This window comes from Mycobacterium sp. HM-7 (assembly GCF_053852335.1).
On record NZ_CM132657.1, the window covers coordinates 1,381,974 to 1,398,406 of the forward strand.

A 16,433-nucleotide genomic window follows, 5' to 3' on the forward strand; every position below is an offset into this window, starting at 1 on the left:
CACGTGAAAAAAATGTCAGTAAGGTTGGCTCGTGTGAAAGCCCTCCGTCGGTTCACCGTCCGTGCCCACCTGCCCGAACGTCTCGCCGCCCTGGAGCGGCTGTCCATCAACCTGCGCTGGTCCTGGCACACGCCCACTCAGGAGCTGTTCGCCGAGATCGATCCGGCGCTGTGGGAACAGGTCGGTGCCGACCCGGTGGCATTGCTCGGGGCGGTCAGCCCCGCGCGTCTGGATGAACTGGCAGCAGACGACGACTTCGTCGGCCGGGTGAACCACCGTGCGACCGATCTCGACAGCTATCTGAGCCGGCCCCTGTGGTACCAGGAGCAGGCCGACAATGCCGAGGACGGTGGCCCCGCGATGCCGAGGGGCATCGCGTACTTCTCGATGGAGTTCGGCGTCGCGGAGGTGCTGCCGAACTACTCGGGCGGTCTGGGCATCCTGGCGGGCGACCACCTCAAGTCGGCGTCGGACCTCGGCCTGCCGCTGATCGCGGTGGGGCTGTACTACCGGTCCGGCTATTTCAAGCAGTCGCTGACGGCCGACGGTTGGCAGAACGAGAACTATCCCTCGCTTGATCCGCAGGGCCTGCCGCTGCGGCTGTTGACCGGCGCCGACGGCCAGCCAACGCTGGTGGCACTGAACCTGCCGGAATCGCAGGTGCTGCGGGCACGGGTGTGGGTGGCGCAGGTCGGGCGAGTTCCGTTGTTGCTGCTCGATTCGGACATCCCGGAGAACGATCACGAACTTCGCTCGGTGACCGACCGGCTGTACGGCGGAGACCAGGAACATCGGATCAAGCAGGAACTGCTCGCCGGTATCGGCGGCATCCGCGCGATCCGGGCGTTCACCGAGATCGAGGGCATCGAGGCGCCCGAGGTCTACCACATGAACGAAGGCCACGCGGGTTTCCTTGGCGTGGAACGTATTCGGGAGTACATCAGCGGGTCCGGGCTGGACTTCGAGACCGCGCTGACGGTGGTGCGGTCGTCGACGGTCTTCACCACCCACACGCCGGTGCCCGCCGGTATCGACCGGTTCCCGGTCGAGATGGTGCGCCGCTACTTCGACGACACCGTCGCCTCGCCGCTGCTGCCCGAGGTACCGCTGTACCGGGTGGTCGCGTTCGGCGCCGAGGACGACCCGGAGAAATTCAACATGGCGCACATGGGTTTACGGCTGGCGCAGCGGGCCAATGGCGTGTCGCTGCTGCACGGCCGGGTCAGTCGCGGCATGTTCAACGAACTGTGGCCGGGCTTCGACCAGGCCGAGGTACCGATCGGGTCGATCACCAACGGCGTGCACGCACCCACCTGGGCGGCGCCGCAATGGCTCGAGTTGGGCCGCGAGCTGGTCGGCGTCGAGGGGATGGAGGCTGTCGACCAGGCCGCCGGGGAGCCCGAGCTATGGCAGCGGTTGCATGACGTCGACCCAGGTCACCTGTGGTGGATCCGGTCTCAGCTGCGCGAGATGCTCATCGCCGATGTGCGCGCCCGGCTGCGGCGCTCGCGGCTCGAGCGCGGTGCCACCGAGGCTGAATTGGGCTGGATCGCAAAGGCTTTCGATCCATCTGTGCTGACCATCGGGTTCGCCCGCCGGGTGCCCACCTACAAGCGCCTGACCCTGATGCTGCGCGACCCGGAGCGTCTGGAGCGGCTGCTGCTCGATGAGTCGCGGCCGGTGCAGCTGATCGTCGCGGGCAAGTCGCATCCGGCCGACGACGGCGGCAAGGCCCTGATCCAACAGGTCGTGAAGTTCGCCGACCGGCCCGAGGTGCGGCACCGCATCGCCTTCCTGCCGGACTACGACATGTCGATGGCGCGCCTGCTGTACTGGGGCTGCGATGTGTGGCTCAACAACCCGTTGCGCCCATTGGAAGCGTGCGGCACGTCCGGCATGAAGAGCGCGCTCAACGGCGGACTGAACCTGTCGATCCGCGACGGCTGGTGGGACGAGTGGTACGACGGCGAAAACGGTTGGGAGATCCCGACAGCCGACGGTGTCATCGACGAAACGCGGCGTGACGACCTCGAGGCCGCGGCGCTGTATGACCTGATGGAGCACTCGGTGGCGCCGAAGTTCTATGAGCGCAACGAGCACGGCGTGCCGATGCGGTGGGTCGAGATGGTGCGGCACACGCTGCAGTCGCTCGGGCCGAAGGTGCTGGCATCGCGCATGGTGCGCGACTACACCGAGAAGTACTACGCCCCTGCGGCACAGTCGTTCCGGCGCACCGTGGAGCCGGTCGGCGGCGAGCCCTACGGTGCGGCCCGCGCGCTGGCTGCTTATCGCCAGCGCGTGACCGAGGCCTGGCCGAAGATTCAGATCACCGAGGTGGACAGCTACGGGCTGCCTGACACGCCGCTGCTCGGTTCGGAGTTGTCGCTCACCGCCACGGTGCTGTTGGCGGGGCTGCGTACCGATGAGGTTGTGGTGCAAGCGGTTCTGGGTCGCGTCGACGCCGGTGACCAGCTGGTGGAGCCGGTGACCGTGCCGATGAAGCACACCGGTTCCGGTGAGGGCGGCGTCGAGGTGTTCTCGGCGACCACGCCGCTGCCGGTGGCCGGCCCGGTCGGGTACACCGTGCGGGTGTTGCCGCACAACGCATTGCTGGCCGCGGACAACGAGCTCGGGCTGGTCACGCTGGCGTGAGTGCACTGACTGTTGCGGTCGACGGTGGACCGTACGCGCTGGCGGCCGGCCCGGATGGCGCGATGTGGGTGACGTTGGTATCGGCGGGTTCGGTGGCCCGGATCGACAGCCGCGGCGAGGCTCGACTGTTCGAACTCGGCGGCGACAGCCGGCCGATGCAGGGCTGCGCGGGAGCCGACGGAGCCGTGTGGTTCACGTGTTCCGGCACCGACCGCCTGGCCCGGATCACCGGTGACGGCGCGGTGTCATTCGTCGAATTGGATGCCGGCAGTGCGCCGTTCGGTATCACCGTCGGACCTGACGATGCCGTGTGGTTCACCGCCATGGATGCCGGGACGGTCGGCCGGGTGGGTGCCGACCACACGGTCGAGGTGGTCGCCAAGCCCGGCGGGATGCCGTCGATGATCACCGCCGGCGGCGACGGTGCGTTGTGGTTCACCCTGAATCAGAAGTCTGCGATCGGGCGACTGACTGTCGCCGGCAAGCTGTCGACCCGGCCGACGCCGACACCGTCGGCGGGGCCGGTTGGCATTTGCGCCACGCACGATGATGCGGTGTGGTTCACCGCAATTGGTGCGGACAAGCTGGGACGCATCCCGCTGAACGACGCCATCCAGGAGCTCGACCTACCGGGCAAGCCGCACGCGGTGGTCGCCGACGAGGCCGACGGCGTGTGGGTGAGCCTCTGGGGCGCGGACGCGATCGCGCGGGTCACCGCCGACGGCGAGGTCTCGACGTTCGATCTGCCACCGGGCAGCGAGCCGCACGGGTTGGCGGTCGATCGGGACGGCGCGCTGTGGGTGGCGCTGGAGTCCGGGTTCGTGGTGCGGCTGCCGGTGTAATCAGGCAGGCACCGGCTGAACGGTGCGGTCGAAGTCGATGTGGTGCCCCTGCAGCCACATCATCGAGCGGCCATCGTCTTTCGCGGCCTGCCGGAATACCACCGGCAGGATCAGATCACGAAGAATCCGCCCCACCGGGCCGGCGGCCTTGGTGTTGGCCGAGCGGTGTCCGTGGCGGACGATCTTCTCCACCCGGCGGCGGCGCAACGATTCGAATGTCGTGAATGCCGTCGGGATGTCAGGACAATCGCGCAGGCACTGCGCGAGCACCACGGCGTCCTCGACGGACATCGACGCGCCCTGGCCCGCAGATGGTGCGGTGGCGTGGGCGGCGTCGCCGATGATGATCTGATTACGGTGGTTGTGCCAGTGCTTCACCACGGGCAGATCGTAGGTGGCCCAGCCGATCATCGGGCCCGGCGCCGCGTCGATGATGTCGTGCGCGGGTCCTGCGTCACCGGACATCAACTGGTGCAGCCAGTTTCGCCAATCGGCGTCTGTCATGTCCGACAGTACGCCGCGTTCGGGTTCTCTGGTCATCGGCGGGTTGGCGAACCACACGGTGCCTCCGTCCGGCGTGGGAAACCAGGCGAAGAAGCAGCGGGTGCCGAACTGCATCCGGAATTCCTGCGGTGGCACATCGACGACGAAATCGGGGATGTAGCCGCCGACATTGAGCACCGGCACGTAGCGCGGGGTGTGTGCGTGGGGGTCGATCGCGCGGCGTACCGCGGAATGAATGCCGTCGCAGCCGATCAACAGATCACCGGTTGCGCTGCTGCCATCGGTGAACCGTGCTTGGACGCGCCCATCGGAAGACGTTGTTGCGGAGGTGAATTCCTTGCCGTAGCTGTATCGGGCGCCGCGCGCATTCGCCACGGTATTGAGTTCGCGATACAGATCGGCGCGACGCATCATGACTGACAGTTGCCCGTCCGGACGCGGTGCGGCCATCGGAATGCGCCCCAGCGTCTTGCCGCTGCCGGTGATGAAGCTGATGGTGTCGTTGCGGTAGCCGAGGTTCTCGAGCGGGGCGGCCGCGTCGACGGCACGTAGCGCGTCCATGCCGTTGGCCTGAAAGTTCAGCCAGGCGCCGCGCAGGTCGGCGCCGGACGGGGAACGCTCGTAGATGTGGGCAGCGATACCCACCCGTTGCAGCGCGATGGCCAGGACCGGGCCGGCCACCCCGGCGCCGATGATGAGCGCTTCGGTCATGCGTGTCCTCGGTTCGTCGCCAGATAGCTCGAAGATCAGATAACTTGATGATCAAGCAATAGGATGAAAGGTGGATCGCTCGATTGTCAAGCGAAAGTCCGGTGCCTGATCGCGTGGGTGCGGCGGTGCAGGCCTATCAGGCCGCCGTCGACGACTTCGACCGCGAGGTCGCGCGTCTGCTCGGCATCAACGCGACCGATGCGCGGTGCCTGGAGATTCTGATCCAGGAGGCCTCCGGGGTCACCCCGCGGGAGTTGGCCGACCGGCTGGGCCTCACGACCGGCAGCGCCACCACGATGCTCGACCGGCTGGAGAAGGTCGGCTACGTGACGCGTTCGGCGCACCCCAGTGACCGGCGCAAGCTTCTGGTTCACGCGACCCCCACCGCGCGGGAGCGTGCCTTCGAGCTGATCGGCCCGCTGGTCGACGAGGGGCAGCGCACCTTGCTCAGCCGTTACAGTGCCAAGCAATTGGAACTGATCACCGAATTCCTCACGCGGGCAGCTGAATTGCAGCGCGAACACGTCGCGCGGTTGCGGGGGATGTGAACGACCTCGGGCGTGTCGCCGCTACCTTGGACATGTCGCGCCTGGACCTGTCAGCATGTGCTGACATCGTCATCACATGCTGACAATGTCAGCCTCGGCTGACAGGTCCGGGCGCGATGTGGTGAGGACAGAGCTCGAGGGGCCGCGGTGACCGCGCGCCCGTCAGCTCGACGCGGCCAACCGCTCCAATGCACTGCGCACCCGAACCGGGTCGGTGGTCGACCAGTACGGCGGTAGCGACGACTGCAGGAACCCGCCGTAGCGGGCCGTCGCCATCCGGGAATCGAGGATCGCGATGACGCCGCGGTCGTCGACGCTGCGCAGCAGTCGTCCCGCACCCTGCGCCAACAGCAGCGCCGCGTGTGACGCCGCCACCGCCATGAACCCGTTGCCGCCGCGGGCTGCGATGGCCCGCTGCCGCGCGGTCAGTAGCGGATCGTCGGGGCGGGGGAACGGAATTCGGTCGATGATCACCAGCGACAGCGACGGTCCCGGTACGTCGACGCCCTGCCAGAGCGACAACGTGCCGAACAACGATGTCTCGGCGTCTTCGGTGAAGCGGCGCACCAGGGTTGACGTGGAGTCCTCGCCCTGGCAGAGCACCGGGGTGTCCAGTCGCTCGCGCATGATCTCGGCGGCTGCCTTTGCGGCCCGCATCGACGAGAACAGCCCGAGGGTGCGTCCGCCGGCGGCGGTGATCAGCTCGTAGATCTCGTCGAGCTGTTCCGGGGCGGCGGCGTCGCGGCCCGGCGGCGGCAGGTGCTTGGCGACGTACAGGATGCCCGACTTGGCATGGGAGAAGGGCGATCCCACGTCCATGCCCTTCCATTTCGGCGGCGTCGCGGTGGAGTCTTCCGGCACCGACAAACCCCAGGCCCGCGCCATCGATTCGAAGCGGCCGCCGATCGTCAGCGTGGCGGACGTCAGCACCGCGGTCACCTCGCCGAACAAGCGGCCGCGCAGCAGCCCGGCCACCGACAACGGCGCGACCCGCAGGATGTATCGCACTGTGCCCCTGGACTCTTCGCGATCCAGCCACACCACGTCGTAGCGGTCGGGGATGGCCGGGACGAACGAGTCGATGATGCGCGACGCGGTGTCGCTCAGGTCGGTCAGTGCGGTGACTGCCTCGCTGCGCGCGGCTGCGGCCGTGGGGTCCGACGGCGCCGTGTCGATCGCCATCTTGACCTTGTCCGTCGAGTCGCGGACCACCGTCAGGTAGGTGGCGAGCTCGTCGTCGAGCACGTCGATGCGTCCGGGCTCCATGTCGTGGATCGCCGACCCCAGCGTGGCGATGGCGGCCTCGAGGCGTTCTGCCAGTTCAGGTTCCACCAACCGGGCGGCCCGCCGGAGCGCCACGGCCATGGACGTGGCGGACAGCTCGCCGGTGGCGACGCTGGTGACCCGGTCGACCAGTTCGTGGGCCTCGTCGACCACCAGCAGCTGGTGTTCGGGCAGGACGTTGACCTCGGAGATGGCGTCGATGGCCAGCAGCGCGTGGTTGGTGACGATGACGTCGACCGCGCCGGCCTTGGCGCGGGCCTTCTCCGCGAAACAGTCTGTGCCGTAAGGGCAACGCGTGGCGCCGATGCACTCGCGGGCACCCACGCTGACCTGCGACCAGGCCCGGTCCAGCACGCCTGGCACCACCTCGTCGCGGTCGCCGCTCTCGGTGTCCGACGACCACTCGATGAGCCGCTTGACGTCGCGGCCCAACGCCGACGCGGCGACGGGGTTGAACAGTTCTTCTTGCGGGAGATCCTCTTCGGCGGAGGCGCCGCTGTGAACCTTGTTCAGGCACAGGTAGTTTCCGCGTCCCTTGAGCAACGCGAACTCGGGGCGGCGGGGTAGATGTGGGGCCAGGGCGTCGGCCAGGCGGGGCAGATCGCGGTCCACCAGCTGGCGTTGCAGTGCGATGGTTGCCGTCGACACCACCACCGGTTGATTCGACGCCACGGCATGCGCGATCGATGGCACCAGGTACGCCAACGACTTTCCGGTACCGGTCCCGGCCTGGACGGCCAGATGTTCGCCGTTGTCGAAAGCGTGGCCGACGGCTTCGGCCATCTCGATCTGTCCGCTGCGTTCGGCACCACCAAGGGCTGATACCGCGATGGACAGCAGCCCCGAAACGGTTGAAGCGTCCTTCGAATTGGACTTGCGGCTCATGCACCCACCAGTCGGGTCGGGATGGCCGGTTCACCGCGGGACAGCTTGAGTCCGTCCCACGGCAGGCTGTGCAGACCGGCGGCCACGCGCGCGCGGGCGTCGGCCAGCGAGGAGTCGTCCACGACGGAACCCGAGCGGACCAGCGGCACCGTCAGCATCCGGCCGTCGTCGGCTGGAACCGAATCAGCGGGGTACACGACCTCTTCGACGATGGTGCCCGACTCTTTCGCCAATCGCATCGCGGCTTTGCGGCCGCCGTGAGATTCCTTGTGGCTGCTGCGTTTCGCCACGGGCATACCGTCGACCTCGACCAGCTTGTAGACCATGGAGGCGGTCGGCGCACCGGACCCGGTGACGACCGACGTACCGACGCCGTAGACGTCGACGGGCGCCGCGGCGAGGCCGGCGATCGAGTATTCGTCGAGGTCGCCGGACACCACGATGCGGGTGCCGGTCGCGCCCAACCCGTCGAGTTGGTCGCGGACCTGGCGGGCCATCACGCCGAGATCGCCGGAGTCGATGCGTACGGCGCCGAGCTCGGGCCCAGCCACGGCGATGGCGTTGGCCACGCCCTGAGTGATGTCGTAGGTGTCCACGAGCAGCGTCGTCCCGACACCCAACGCGTCGACCTGCGCGCGGAATGCGGCGGCTTCGTCGGGCCCGGTCGCCGCCGTGTGCACGAGGGTGAAGGCGTGCGCGCTGGTGCCCAGCGCCGGGACGCCGTAGGTGCGCTGCGCCTCCAGATTCGAGGAGGCGGTGAAACCTGCGAGGTAGGCGGCCCGCGCGGAGGCGACCGCAGCCTGCTCGTGCGTGCGCCGTGAGCCCATCTCGATCAGGGGCCGGCCGCCCGCGGCGCTTACCATGCGGGCGGCGGCCGAGGCGATCGCGGTGTCGTGATTGAAGATCGACAGCACGAGCGTCTCGAGGATCACGCACTCGGCGAAGGTGCCGTGGATCGACAGCACCGGGGAATCCGGAAAGTACAGCTCACCCTCGGGATAGCCGTCGATGTCGCCGCGGAACTCGTAGTCGGCCAGCCAGCGCAGCGTCTCGGGCTCCAGGAAGTTCAGCGAGGCCAGCGCGGCGTCGTCGAACCGGAACTCGGCGAGCGCCGAGAGGAACCGCGCGGTCCCGGCGACCACGCCGTAACGGCGTCCGAACGGCAGCCGCCTGGCAAACACCTCGAACGACGCGCGACGGTGTGCGGTGCCGTCGCGCAGGGCAGCAGCGAGCATCGTGAGCTCGTATTTGTCGGTTAGCAACGCGGCGGTCACAGAGCTCACCGTACTGGTTCATCGACCGGCATCTCCCCGGCTATTCTGGGCTCATGGTTCTGGGTGCCAGCTCGTCGACGGTGGTCGCGCGCACAAGCCCGGCGACTGACGTCGACGAGGTCGCCGCCCTGGACAGTCCGTGGGTGACCATCGTCTGGGACGACCCGGTGAACCTCATGACCTACGTGACGTACGTCTTCCAGAAGCTGTTCGGCTACAGCGAGGTGCGCGCCACCGAGCTGATGATGCAGGTGCACACCGAGGGCAGAGCCGTCGTCTCGGCGGGCAGCCGGGAATCGATGGAGGTCGACGTCACCAAACTGCACGCAGCCGGCCTGTGGGCAACCATGCAGCAGGATCACTGACCGGTGCGCAAGTGGAAGCGGGTCAACACGTCGTCGGGCGTGCGCATCAAGTCCGGGCTGGAGGCGCACGAGGTCACGATGCTGCGCAACCTGGTCGGCTCGCTGATCGAGATGCTCGACGATCGCGAATCCTCTTCACCGCCTGATGAACTCGCCGAATTGACCGGCATGAAGATCGGGCCTTCGCAGGCTCCCGACGACGACACCATGCGCCGGCTGCTGCCGGACTTCTACCACGATCCGGCCACGCATCCCGATGGCCGTGCCGCCGGTGAGAGCCTCAACGGCGCGCTGCGCAGCCTCCACGAGCCGACCATCGTCGACGCCAAACGGCAAGCTGCCCAACGACTCCTGGACTCGCTTCCGGACCCGGCCGGAAAGTTCGAGCTGACGGAGGAACAGGCTGAGGCCTGGGCGTCCGCGATCAACGACGTCCGGCTGGCCCTCGGCGCCATGCTCGACATCGGACCCGATGGGCCGCAACGTCTTTCGCCGGACCATCCGATGGCGGGGCATCTGGAGGTGTATCAGTGGCTGACGTATCTGCAGGAATACCTGGTGCTGAGCCTGCTGGACGAGCGGTGACGGGCTCCATCACCTTCGTCCACGACATCCTGGTCGGCAACTACCAGCGCATCGAAGACGCCACCCTGGGCGGCGGCTGGGCCACCGGCACCACCGTCGTCCTGGCCCCGCCCGGAACCGTCGGCGCGGTCGACGTGCGCGGGGGAGCGCCCGGCACCCGCGAGACCGACCTGCTGGATCCGTCCAACAGCGTGCAGCACGTCGACGCGATTGTGCTGACCGGCGGGAGCGCCTACGGGCTGGCCGCCGCGGACGGCGTCATGACCTGGCTGGAGGAGCACGACCGCGGCGTGAAGATGCCCGGCGGACGCGTACCGATCGTGCCCGGTGCGGTGATCTTCGATCTGCCGGTCGGCGCGTGGGCCAATCGTCCGACGGCCGATTTCGGCTACCAGGCCGTCGCTCACGCGGGCACCGACGTGCCCACCGGCAATGTCGGCGCGGGCGCCGGCGCACGGGCCGGCGCACTGAAGGGCGGACTCGGCACCGCATCGGTGACGCTCGACAACGGCGTGACCGTCGGCGCGCTCGTCATCGTGAACGCGGCCGGCCACGTCGTCGACCCGCAGACCGGTCTGCCGTGGTCGGCTGACCAGATCGCCCGCTTCGGGCTGCAGCCTCCGCCGCCCGACCAGATCGAGGCGTACGCGGCCCGGGTGAAAGACCCCAAGCCGCTCAATACGACCGTCGCCGTCGTCGCGACCGATGCCGCGCTCAGCCCGGCCGGCTGTAAGAAGGTGGCCGTCGCCGCGCACAACGGGCTGGCCCACACGATCCGTCCGGCGCACACCGCCGTCGACGGCGACACCGTCTTCGCGCTCGCGACCGGTCGGGTGCACATCGAACCGGACGCGGCGACACCCGAGCAGATGAACCCCGAGACGCGGCTCATCTCCGAGATCGGGGCGGCCGCCGCCGACGCGCTCGCGACCGCCGTGATGGTCGGGGTACTCGCGGCCGAGTCGATTGCCGGCATTCCGACCTACCGCGACCTGCTGCCAGGAGCCTTCGCCTGACGGTGTCCGCCGGTAGCCTTTAGAGCATGAGCTACGACCTGTCGACGACCCCGTCGAAGCCGAAGCCGCCTGCACCGTGGAAGGTCGGTGGCGTCACGATCGTCAGCTTCGTCGTGCTGCTGTGGCTCATCGAGGGCTGGGATGCGCTGCACAACCAGGAGCTCAATCAGGACGGCATCCGGCCGCTGGAGACCGACGGGCTCTGGGGCATCTTGTGGGCGCCGCTGCTGCACGCCGACTGGGCGCACCTGATCGCGAACACCGGCCCGGCTCTGGTGCTCGGCTTCCTGGTGACCCTCGCCGGCATGGGGCGCTTCCTCGCGGCCACCCTGATCATCTGGATTCTGGGCGGATTCGGCACCTGGCTCATCGGCAACATCGGTGCGCCCCGCGGCGTCGAATCGGTGCACATCGGCGCGTCCGGGCTGATCTTCGGGTGGCTGACGTTCCTCATCGTGTTCGGCTTCTTCACCCGGCACGCGTGGCAGATCATCGTCGGCATCATCGTGTTGTTCGTCTATGGCGGTGTGCTGTGGGGCGCGCTGCCGGGCACGTTCGGGGTGTCGTGGCAGGGCCATCTGTGCGGTGGCATCGCCGGCGTGTTCGCGGCGTATTTGCTGAGCAGTCCGGAAAGGGAAGCGCGCGAACGGCGTAAGGGTTCAGCTCTGCCGTCGATTCCGACGTAATTTGCTGAATTCGGAATTCGCCGCACGCGCCGTTACCGGAAGCGTGATCGGTATCGCTTTCGGGACCAATCGAGAAACTGGCCGCCCAATGGTGCCGTCTTTTCGTCGCAGGACGTGTTGACGTGGCAAGCTAGGGGTGTGCGCCTCACCATTCTCGGTTGCTCCGGCAGCGTGGGTGGGCCGGATTCTCCGGCCTCGGGCTATCTGCTGACCGCTCCGGACACCACACCGATGGTTATCGACTTCGGTGGAGGCGTGCTCGGCGCACTGCAGCGTCATGCTGATCCGGGCGCCGTAAATATATTGCTGTCACATCTGCATGCCGACCATTGTTTGGACTTGCCGGGCCTGTTCGTCTGGCGGCGGTATCACCCGAATCCGCCGGTTGGTCGTGCGCTGATGTTCGGTCCGGCGGCCACGTGGCACCGGCTCGGTGCGGCATCGTCGCCTGAGGGCGGCGAGATCGACGACATCACCGACATCTTCGACATCCAGGTCTGGGTCGACGGCCAGGAGGTCGAGATCGGCGCGCTGAAGGTGACGCCGCGACTGGTGTGTCACCCGACCGAGTCGTACGGCATGCGCTTCACCGATCCGTCGGGCGCGACGCTCGTCTACTCCGCGGACACCGGCTACTGCGACGCGCTGGTGGATCTCGCTCGCGGCGCCGACGTGTTCCTGTGTGAGGCGTCGTGGACCGACTCGCCGGACCGTCCGCCGAAGCTGCACCTGTCCGGTGCCGAGGCCGGCCGCGCTGCTCGTGAGGCCGGCGTCAAAGAGCTGCTGCTGACGCACATCCCGCCGTGGACGTCCCGCGAGGACGTCATCAGCGAGGCCAAGGCCGAGTTCGACGGACCCGTGCACGGCGTCGTGTGCAACGAGTCGTTCGACATCACTCGTAGGTAAGGTCCCGCCCAGCTGTTCGTCGCCCGCTAGGGTTGTGCGGTGTCCAGACGAGAAGACGGCCGCCTTGACGACGAGCTCCGCCCGGTAAAGATCACCCGAGGATTCACCAAGCACCCGGCAGGGTCGGTATTGGTGGAGTTCGGCGAGACGCGGGTCATGTGCACCGCCTCGGTATCCGAAGGGGTGCCGCGCTGGCGCAAGGGTTCCGGGTTGGGCTGGCTGACCGCCGAATACGCGATGCTGCCGGCCGCCACCCATGACCGCTCCGACCGCGAGTCGGTGAAGGGCCGCGTCGGTGGACGCACCCAGGAGATCAGCCGGTTGATCGGCCGCTCGCTGCGCGCGTGCATCGACCTGAGCGCGCTGGGCGAGAACACCATCGCCATCGACTGCGACGTGCTGCAGGCCGACGGTGGCACTCGTACCGCGGCGATCACCGGCGCGTATGTGGCGTTGGCCGACGCTGTGACGTACCTGTCGGCTGCGGGACGGTTGAAGGATCCGCGTCCGCTGTCGTGTGCCATCGCTGCCGTGTCGGTCGGTGTGGTCGACGGCCGGGTCCGCACCGACCTGCCGTACACCGAGGACTCGCGCGCCGAGGTCGACATGAACGTCGTCGCCACCGACACCGGGACTCTGGTCGAGGTGCAGGGCACGGGCGAAGGCGCGACGTTCCCGCGCTCGACGCTGGACAAGCTGTTGGACGCGGCTTTGGCTGCCTGTGACCAGTTGTTCGCGCTGCAGCGCGAGGCGCTGGAGCTGCCGTACCCGGGCGTGCTGCCCGAGCCGTCGGGTCCCGCGAAGAAGGCATTTGGTGCCTGAGCTCCTCGTCGCTTCACGCAATGCGAAGAAGCTGGTGGAGTTGCAGCGGGTTCTCGATGCCGCGGGGGTTGTCGGCCTGACGCTGTTGTCGTTGGCCGATGTGCCCGAGTATCCCGAGGCACCCGAAACCGGAGCCACGTTCGAGGAGAACGCGCTGGCCAAGGCTCGTGACGGGTTCGAGGCCACCGGAATCCCTTGTATCGCAGATGATTCCGGAGTTTCGGTCGATGCGCTGAACGGTATGCCCGGTGTGCTGTCGGCCCGGTGGGCCGGGCGGCACGGAGATGATGCGGCGAACCTTTCGCTGCTGTTGGGCCAGATTCAGGACGTGCCCGACGAGCGGCGGGGAGCGGCATTCGTGTCGTGCTGTGCGCTGGTTTCTGCTTCGGGTTCGGTGGTCGTGCGCGGGGAGTGGCCCGGCATGATCGCCCGCGAGCCGCGGGGTTCGGGCGGGTTCGGGTATGACCCGATCTTCGTGCCTGCGGGCGGATCGGTGTCCGCGGCCGAGCTGACTGCTGCTGAGAAGGACGCGGCGTCACACCGCGGGCGGGCTCTTGCGCAGTTGGTGCCGGCGCTGCGGGAGTTGGCGGGCTTGTAGGCTCCGCAGTTGTCGCCGAACGCAACTGCACGGCGATTTTCGGGCTGATTTCCCGCCACCCAGTTGCGTTCGGGGGCGGGGCTGGCGTTATCCACAGGGTTCGATAGCCACAGCTGGCGAGATGCACGCGCCGCTGGGCACACTGCGCTGGTGGGGGAGCCATTCATCGGGAGTGAGGCGATTTCAGCAGGGCGCTTGACTCGGCATCAATTGCGGACGGATTTCGTGGCCGTGCACAAGGACGTGTACGTGCCAAGGGGGACGAGGCCGACCGCGATCATGCGGGCGAAGGCGGCATGGCTGCGCTCCAAACGCAGAGGTGTGCTCGCGGGTTTCTCGGCGGCCGCGTTGCACGGGGCGAGGTTCATCGGGCCAGAGGTACCTGCCTACATCTGTGACCGCTACTGCCGTCGCGAGCGGGGTGTGGTGGTGTGGCGAGACACTCCGGCTTCCGATGAGACGAGCCGCATAGGCGAGATGCTGCTGACCACGCCGTCGCGTACCGCTGTTGATCTGGCACGCAAGTTCCCCGAGGACGTCGCCGTCGCGGCGATTGATGCGTTGGCGCGCGCTGCGCGGATGACGGTCGCAGACATCGAGATGCAACTCGACCGGCACCGCGGACAGCGCGGCATTCTGCAAGCGCGGAAGACAATCGCACTTGTCGACCCGAAAGCGGAATCCCCTCGCGAAACAGCGTTGCGGCTGTTGATTATTCGGGCCGGTCTTCCGAAGCCCAAGAGTCAGTATCCGATAGACAACGAGTACGGGGTCTTGATCGGTGTCGTCGATTTTGCCTGGTGGGACTTGAAGATCGCCGTCGAGTACGAAGGCGTCCACCACACAGATCCGGAAGTGGTTCGCAGGGACATCGCACGGATCGAGAGCATGGTCGAGGTGGGTTGGCTCGTTGTTCGGGTCACTGCACGCGATCCGGCTGGGGTGGTGTTGCGGCGGATTCTCAATGCGCGGGCATCGCGAGGTGTGGTTGATGATGTTGCTTGGCGTTTTCCGCGCGACGAGGCGGAAAAACTGTGGCCCACGGAGATTCGGGCCTCTTAGGGTCCGTCGTGGTTAATCGAACGCAACTGCACGGCGATTTTCGGGCTGATTTCCCGCCACCCAGTTGCGTTTGGGGTCCGGCGGTCAATTCGAGGCGGCGAGATAGCCGTCGATGAAGTCGTGGAGTGCAGGCGCCAGATGCGCGACGCCGGAATCGTTGAGCTTCGCCAGCAGGATGATGCCTTGATACTGCGCGAGTAGTGCGTGCGCGAGCTCCTGCGGATCGGTGCCGGGGCGCAGGGCTCCGGCGGCTGCGGCCTCCTGGGCGATGACCGCCAAATGGTGTTCCATCGCTTTGAGTGTGTGCGCCAGGTGCGCCCGCAGATCGTCGTCAGTAGTGGACAGTTCGGCGGCGAAGTTGCCGAACGGGCAGCCCACCGCGCGGCCGAACTGTGCTTCGAGGGCGGACTGGATGACGCCGATGGCGTCGGGTACCGCGTGCAGTTTCTCCACTGGCGTCGCGGTGGGGGATCCGGCGAGCTGACGCTGAAATACCTTGGCGTGCAAGTCGATAACAGCCTTGCCCAGCTCTGACTTCGATGTGAAGTAGTGGTAGAAGCTGCCCTTGCGGATGTCCGTGGCGCGGCAGAGTTCGTCGACCCCGACGGCTTGGTAGCTGCGTTCGAGGAAGAGCCGGGCGGCAGTGGCCACCAGGCGATCGCGGGCGTCAGAAGTGCGGGGCACCTGTGAATGATATTTGGTAGTTGACCGGTCGGTCAAGAAAGCCTAGCTTGAGGACATGACTACCGCAGAGGTCTTCCGTACGCCCGACGAGCGATTCGCCGACCTGCCGGGCTACGACTTCAAGCCGAACTACGTCGACGTCGACGGGTTGCGTATGCACTACCTCGACGAGGGGCCGCGCGACGGTAAGCCCATCGTGTGTTTCCACGGCGAGCCGACGTGGGCGTACCTGTACCGCAAGATGATCGGCCCGTTCGTCGAGGCCGGGCACCGGGTGATCGTGGCCGACTACGCGGGGTTCGGTCGTTCGGACAAGCCGACCGACCGGCGCTGGTACAGCTATGACCGGCACGTCTCGCTGGTGACGCAAGTATTGGGCGGCCTGGACTTGAACGACGCCACCGTCGTGGTGCAGGACTGGGGTGGCCCGATTGGCTTGCGGTGGGCCATGGAGAACGCGAATCAGGTTGGTGCCCTGGCGATTTTCAACACCGGCCTGTTCACCGGCCGGGTGTCCAAGGGCTTCATGGCGTGGCGCGCGTTCGCCGAGGCCAACCCCGACTTGCCGGTCGGTTTCGTGATTCAGGGCGCGACGACGACTGAGTTGCCTGCTGACGTGGTCGCGGCGTACGACGCACCGTTCCCCACGGTCGAGTCGAAGGCCGGCGCCGCGCAGTTCCCGCTGTTGGTGCCCATCACGGATGACGCTGCCGGGGCTGCTGAAATGCAGGCCGTCACTGATGCGCTGTCGCGGTGGGAGAAGCCGGCGCTAGTGGCGTTCTCCGACCAGGATCCGGTGTTCCCGTATCCGCGTGCGGGGGAGGCGTTCGTCGACCTGATCCCGACGGTCGACGAGCAGGTACGCATCGAAAATGCGTCGCACTTCCTGCAGGAGGATCGCGGCGAGCAGTTGGCGGTCGAGGTTTTGAAACACCTCGGCTGAGGTTGTTGGCTTACGACTTCGCGAGCCTGACGGGATGGCGTTTTTCGGGTCGATTCTCCGCCACCG

The 16,433-nt window shown here is 67.3% G+C and carries 16 protein-coding genes; 12 read left to right on the top strand and 4 right to left on the bottom strand.

What is annotated here, in order from left to right:
• Window positions 1–33 precede the first annotated feature (33 nt).
• Window positions 34–2,652 (top strand): alpha-glucan family phosphorylase, encoded by a 2,619-nt coding sequence (gene glgP / locus ACWW1C_RS06725; protein WP_455982710.1) that lies wholly within the window; start codon window positions 34–36, stop codon window positions 2,650–2,652.
• On the top strand, window positions 2,649–3,494 hold the full coding sequence (locus tag ACWW1C_RS06730; protein ID WP_455982711.1) for a virginiamycin B lyase family protein: 846 nt from the start codon (window positions 2,649–2,651) through the stop codon (window positions 3,492–3,494). The genes glgP and ACWW1C_RS06730 overlap by 4 nt, the downstream gene beginning before the upstream one ends.
• Here ACWW1C_RS06730 and ACWW1C_RS06735 read toward each other — a convergent pair whose 3' ends face one another.
• A complete protein-coding gene (locus ACWW1C_RS06735; protein WP_455982712.1) occupies window positions 3,495–4,709 on the bottom strand; it encodes an FAD-dependent oxidoreductase in 1,215 nt (404 codons plus the stop codon).
• Window positions 4,710–4,810: 101 nt separating this feature from the next.
• Here ACWW1C_RS06735 and ACWW1C_RS06740 point away from each other — a divergent pair, with 101 nt between their 5' ends.
• Window positions 4,811–5,257 carry a MarR family winged helix-turn-helix transcriptional regulator gene (locus ACWW1C_RS06740; protein ID WP_455982713.1) on the top strand — a complete coding sequence of 149 codons (447 nt, stop codon included), beginning with the start codon at window positions 4,811–4,813 and terminating at the stop codon, window positions 5,255–5,257.
• Between the two features lie 162 nt (window positions 5,258–5,419).
• Here the strand turns inward: ACWW1C_RS06740 and ACWW1C_RS06745 are convergent, their stop codons facing one another.
• Window positions 5,420–7,426 (bottom strand): ATP-dependent DNA helicase, encoded by a 2,007-nt coding sequence (locus tag ACWW1C_RS06745; protein WP_455982714.1) that lies wholly within the window; start codon window positions 7,424–7,426, stop codon window positions 5,420–5,422.
• A complete protein-coding gene (locus ACWW1C_RS06750) occupies window positions 7,423–8,700 on the bottom strand; it encodes a nicotinate phosphoribosyltransferase (RefSeq protein WP_455982715.1) in 1,278 nt (425 codons plus the stop codon). The genes ACWW1C_RS06745 and ACWW1C_RS06750 overlap by 4 nt, the downstream gene beginning before the upstream one ends.
• Window positions 8,701–8,753: 53 nt before the next feature.
• Between ACWW1C_RS06750 and clpS the strand changes: the two genes are divergently transcribed.
• From clpS to ACWW1C_RS06790, 8 genes are all read left to right on the top strand, one after another.
• Window positions 8,754–9,065, top strand: a complete 312-nt coding sequence (gene clpS / locus ACWW1C_RS06755) for an ATP-dependent Clp protease adapter ClpS (protein WP_455982716.1) — start codon at window positions 8,754–8,756, stop codon at window positions 9,063–9,065.
• A gap of 3 nt (window positions 9,066–9,068) precedes the next feature.
• Window positions 9,069–9,650, top strand: a complete 582-nt coding sequence (aosR, locus tag ACWW1C_RS06760; protein WP_455982717.1) for an oxidative stress transcriptional regulator AosR — start codon at window positions 9,069–9,071, stop codon at window positions 9,648–9,650.
• Window positions 9,647–10,666 carry a P1 family peptidase gene (locus ACWW1C_RS06765; protein ID WP_455982718.1) on the top strand — a complete coding sequence of 340 codons (1,020 nt, stop codon included), beginning with the start codon at window positions 9,647–9,649 and terminating at the stop codon, window positions 10,664–10,666. The genes aosR and ACWW1C_RS06765 overlap by 4 nt, the downstream gene beginning before the upstream one ends.
• A gap of 26 nt (window positions 10,667–10,692) precedes the next feature.
• Window positions 10,693–11,352, top strand: a complete 660-nt coding sequence (locus ACWW1C_RS06770; RefSeq protein ID WP_455982719.1) for a rhomboid family intramembrane serine protease — start codon at window positions 10,693–10,695, stop codon at window positions 11,350–11,352.
• Between the two features lie 138 nt (window positions 11,353–11,490).
• Entirely contained in the window at window positions 11,491–12,258 is a 768-nt protein-coding gene (locus ACWW1C_RS06775) for a cyclic nucleotide-degrading phosphodiesterase (RefSeq protein WP_455982720.1), read from the top strand.
• A gap of 39 nt (window positions 12,259–12,297) precedes the next feature.
• On the top strand, window positions 12,298–13,080 hold the full coding sequence (gene rph, locus ACWW1C_RS06780; protein ID WP_455982721.1) for a ribonuclease PH: 783 nt from the start codon (window positions 12,298–12,300) through the stop codon (window positions 13,078–13,080).
• Window positions 13,070–13,678 (top strand): RdgB/HAM1 family non-canonical purine NTP pyrophosphatase, encoded by a 609-nt coding sequence (gene rdgB / locus ACWW1C_RS06785; RefSeq protein ID WP_455982722.1) that lies wholly within the window; start codon window positions 13,070–13,072, stop codon window positions 13,676–13,678. Before rph ends, rdgB begins: the two co-directional genes overlap by 11 nt.
• Before the next feature lie 150 nt (window positions 13,679–13,828).
• On the top strand, window positions 13,829–14,740 hold the full coding sequence (locus ACWW1C_RS06790) for an endonuclease domain-containing protein (protein ID WP_455982723.1): 912 nt from the start codon (window positions 13,829–13,831) through the stop codon (window positions 14,738–14,740).
• A gap of 84 nt (window positions 14,741–14,824) precedes the next feature.
• Here ACWW1C_RS06790 and ACWW1C_RS06795 read toward each other — a convergent pair whose 3' ends face one another.
• On the bottom strand, window positions 14,825–15,424 hold the full coding sequence (locus ACWW1C_RS06795) for a TetR/AcrR family transcriptional regulator (RefSeq protein ID WP_455982724.1): 600 nt from the start codon (window positions 15,422–15,424) through the stop codon (window positions 14,825–14,827).
• A gap of 55 nt (window positions 15,425–15,479) precedes the next feature.
• Here ACWW1C_RS06795 and ACWW1C_RS06800 point away from each other — a divergent pair, with 55 nt between their 5' ends.
• Window positions 15,480–16,367 carry a haloalkane dehalogenase gene (locus ACWW1C_RS06800; RefSeq protein WP_455982725.1) on the top strand — a complete coding sequence of 296 codons (888 nt, stop codon included), beginning with the start codon at window positions 15,480–15,482 and terminating at the stop codon, window positions 16,365–16,367.
• Window positions 16,368–16,433 lie beyond the last annotated feature (66 nt).

Excerpts from the sequence above, each read along its gene's own strand:
- ACWW1C_RS06745 (WP_455982714.1), bottom strand. The coding sequence starts at position 7,426 with ATGAGCCGCAAGTCCAATTCGAAGGACGCTTCAACCGTTTCGGGGCTG.
- ACWW1C_RS06800 (WP_455982725.1), top strand. The coding sequence starts at position 15,480 with ATGACTACCGCAGAGGTCTTCCGTACGCCCGACGAGCGATTCGCCGAC.
- ACWW1C_RS06770 (WP_455982719.1), top strand. The coding sequence starts at position 10,693 with ATGAGCTACGACCTGTCGACGACCCCGTCGAAGCCGAAGCCGCCTGCA.
- clpS (WP_455982716.1), top strand. The coding sequence starts at position 8,754 with ATGGTTCTGGGTGCCAGCTCGTCGACGGTGGTCGCGCGCACAAGCCCG.
- ACWW1C_RS06735 (WP_455982712.1), bottom strand. The coding sequence starts at position 4,709 with ATGACCGAAGCGCTCATCATCGGCGCCGGGGTGGCCGGCCCGGTCCTG.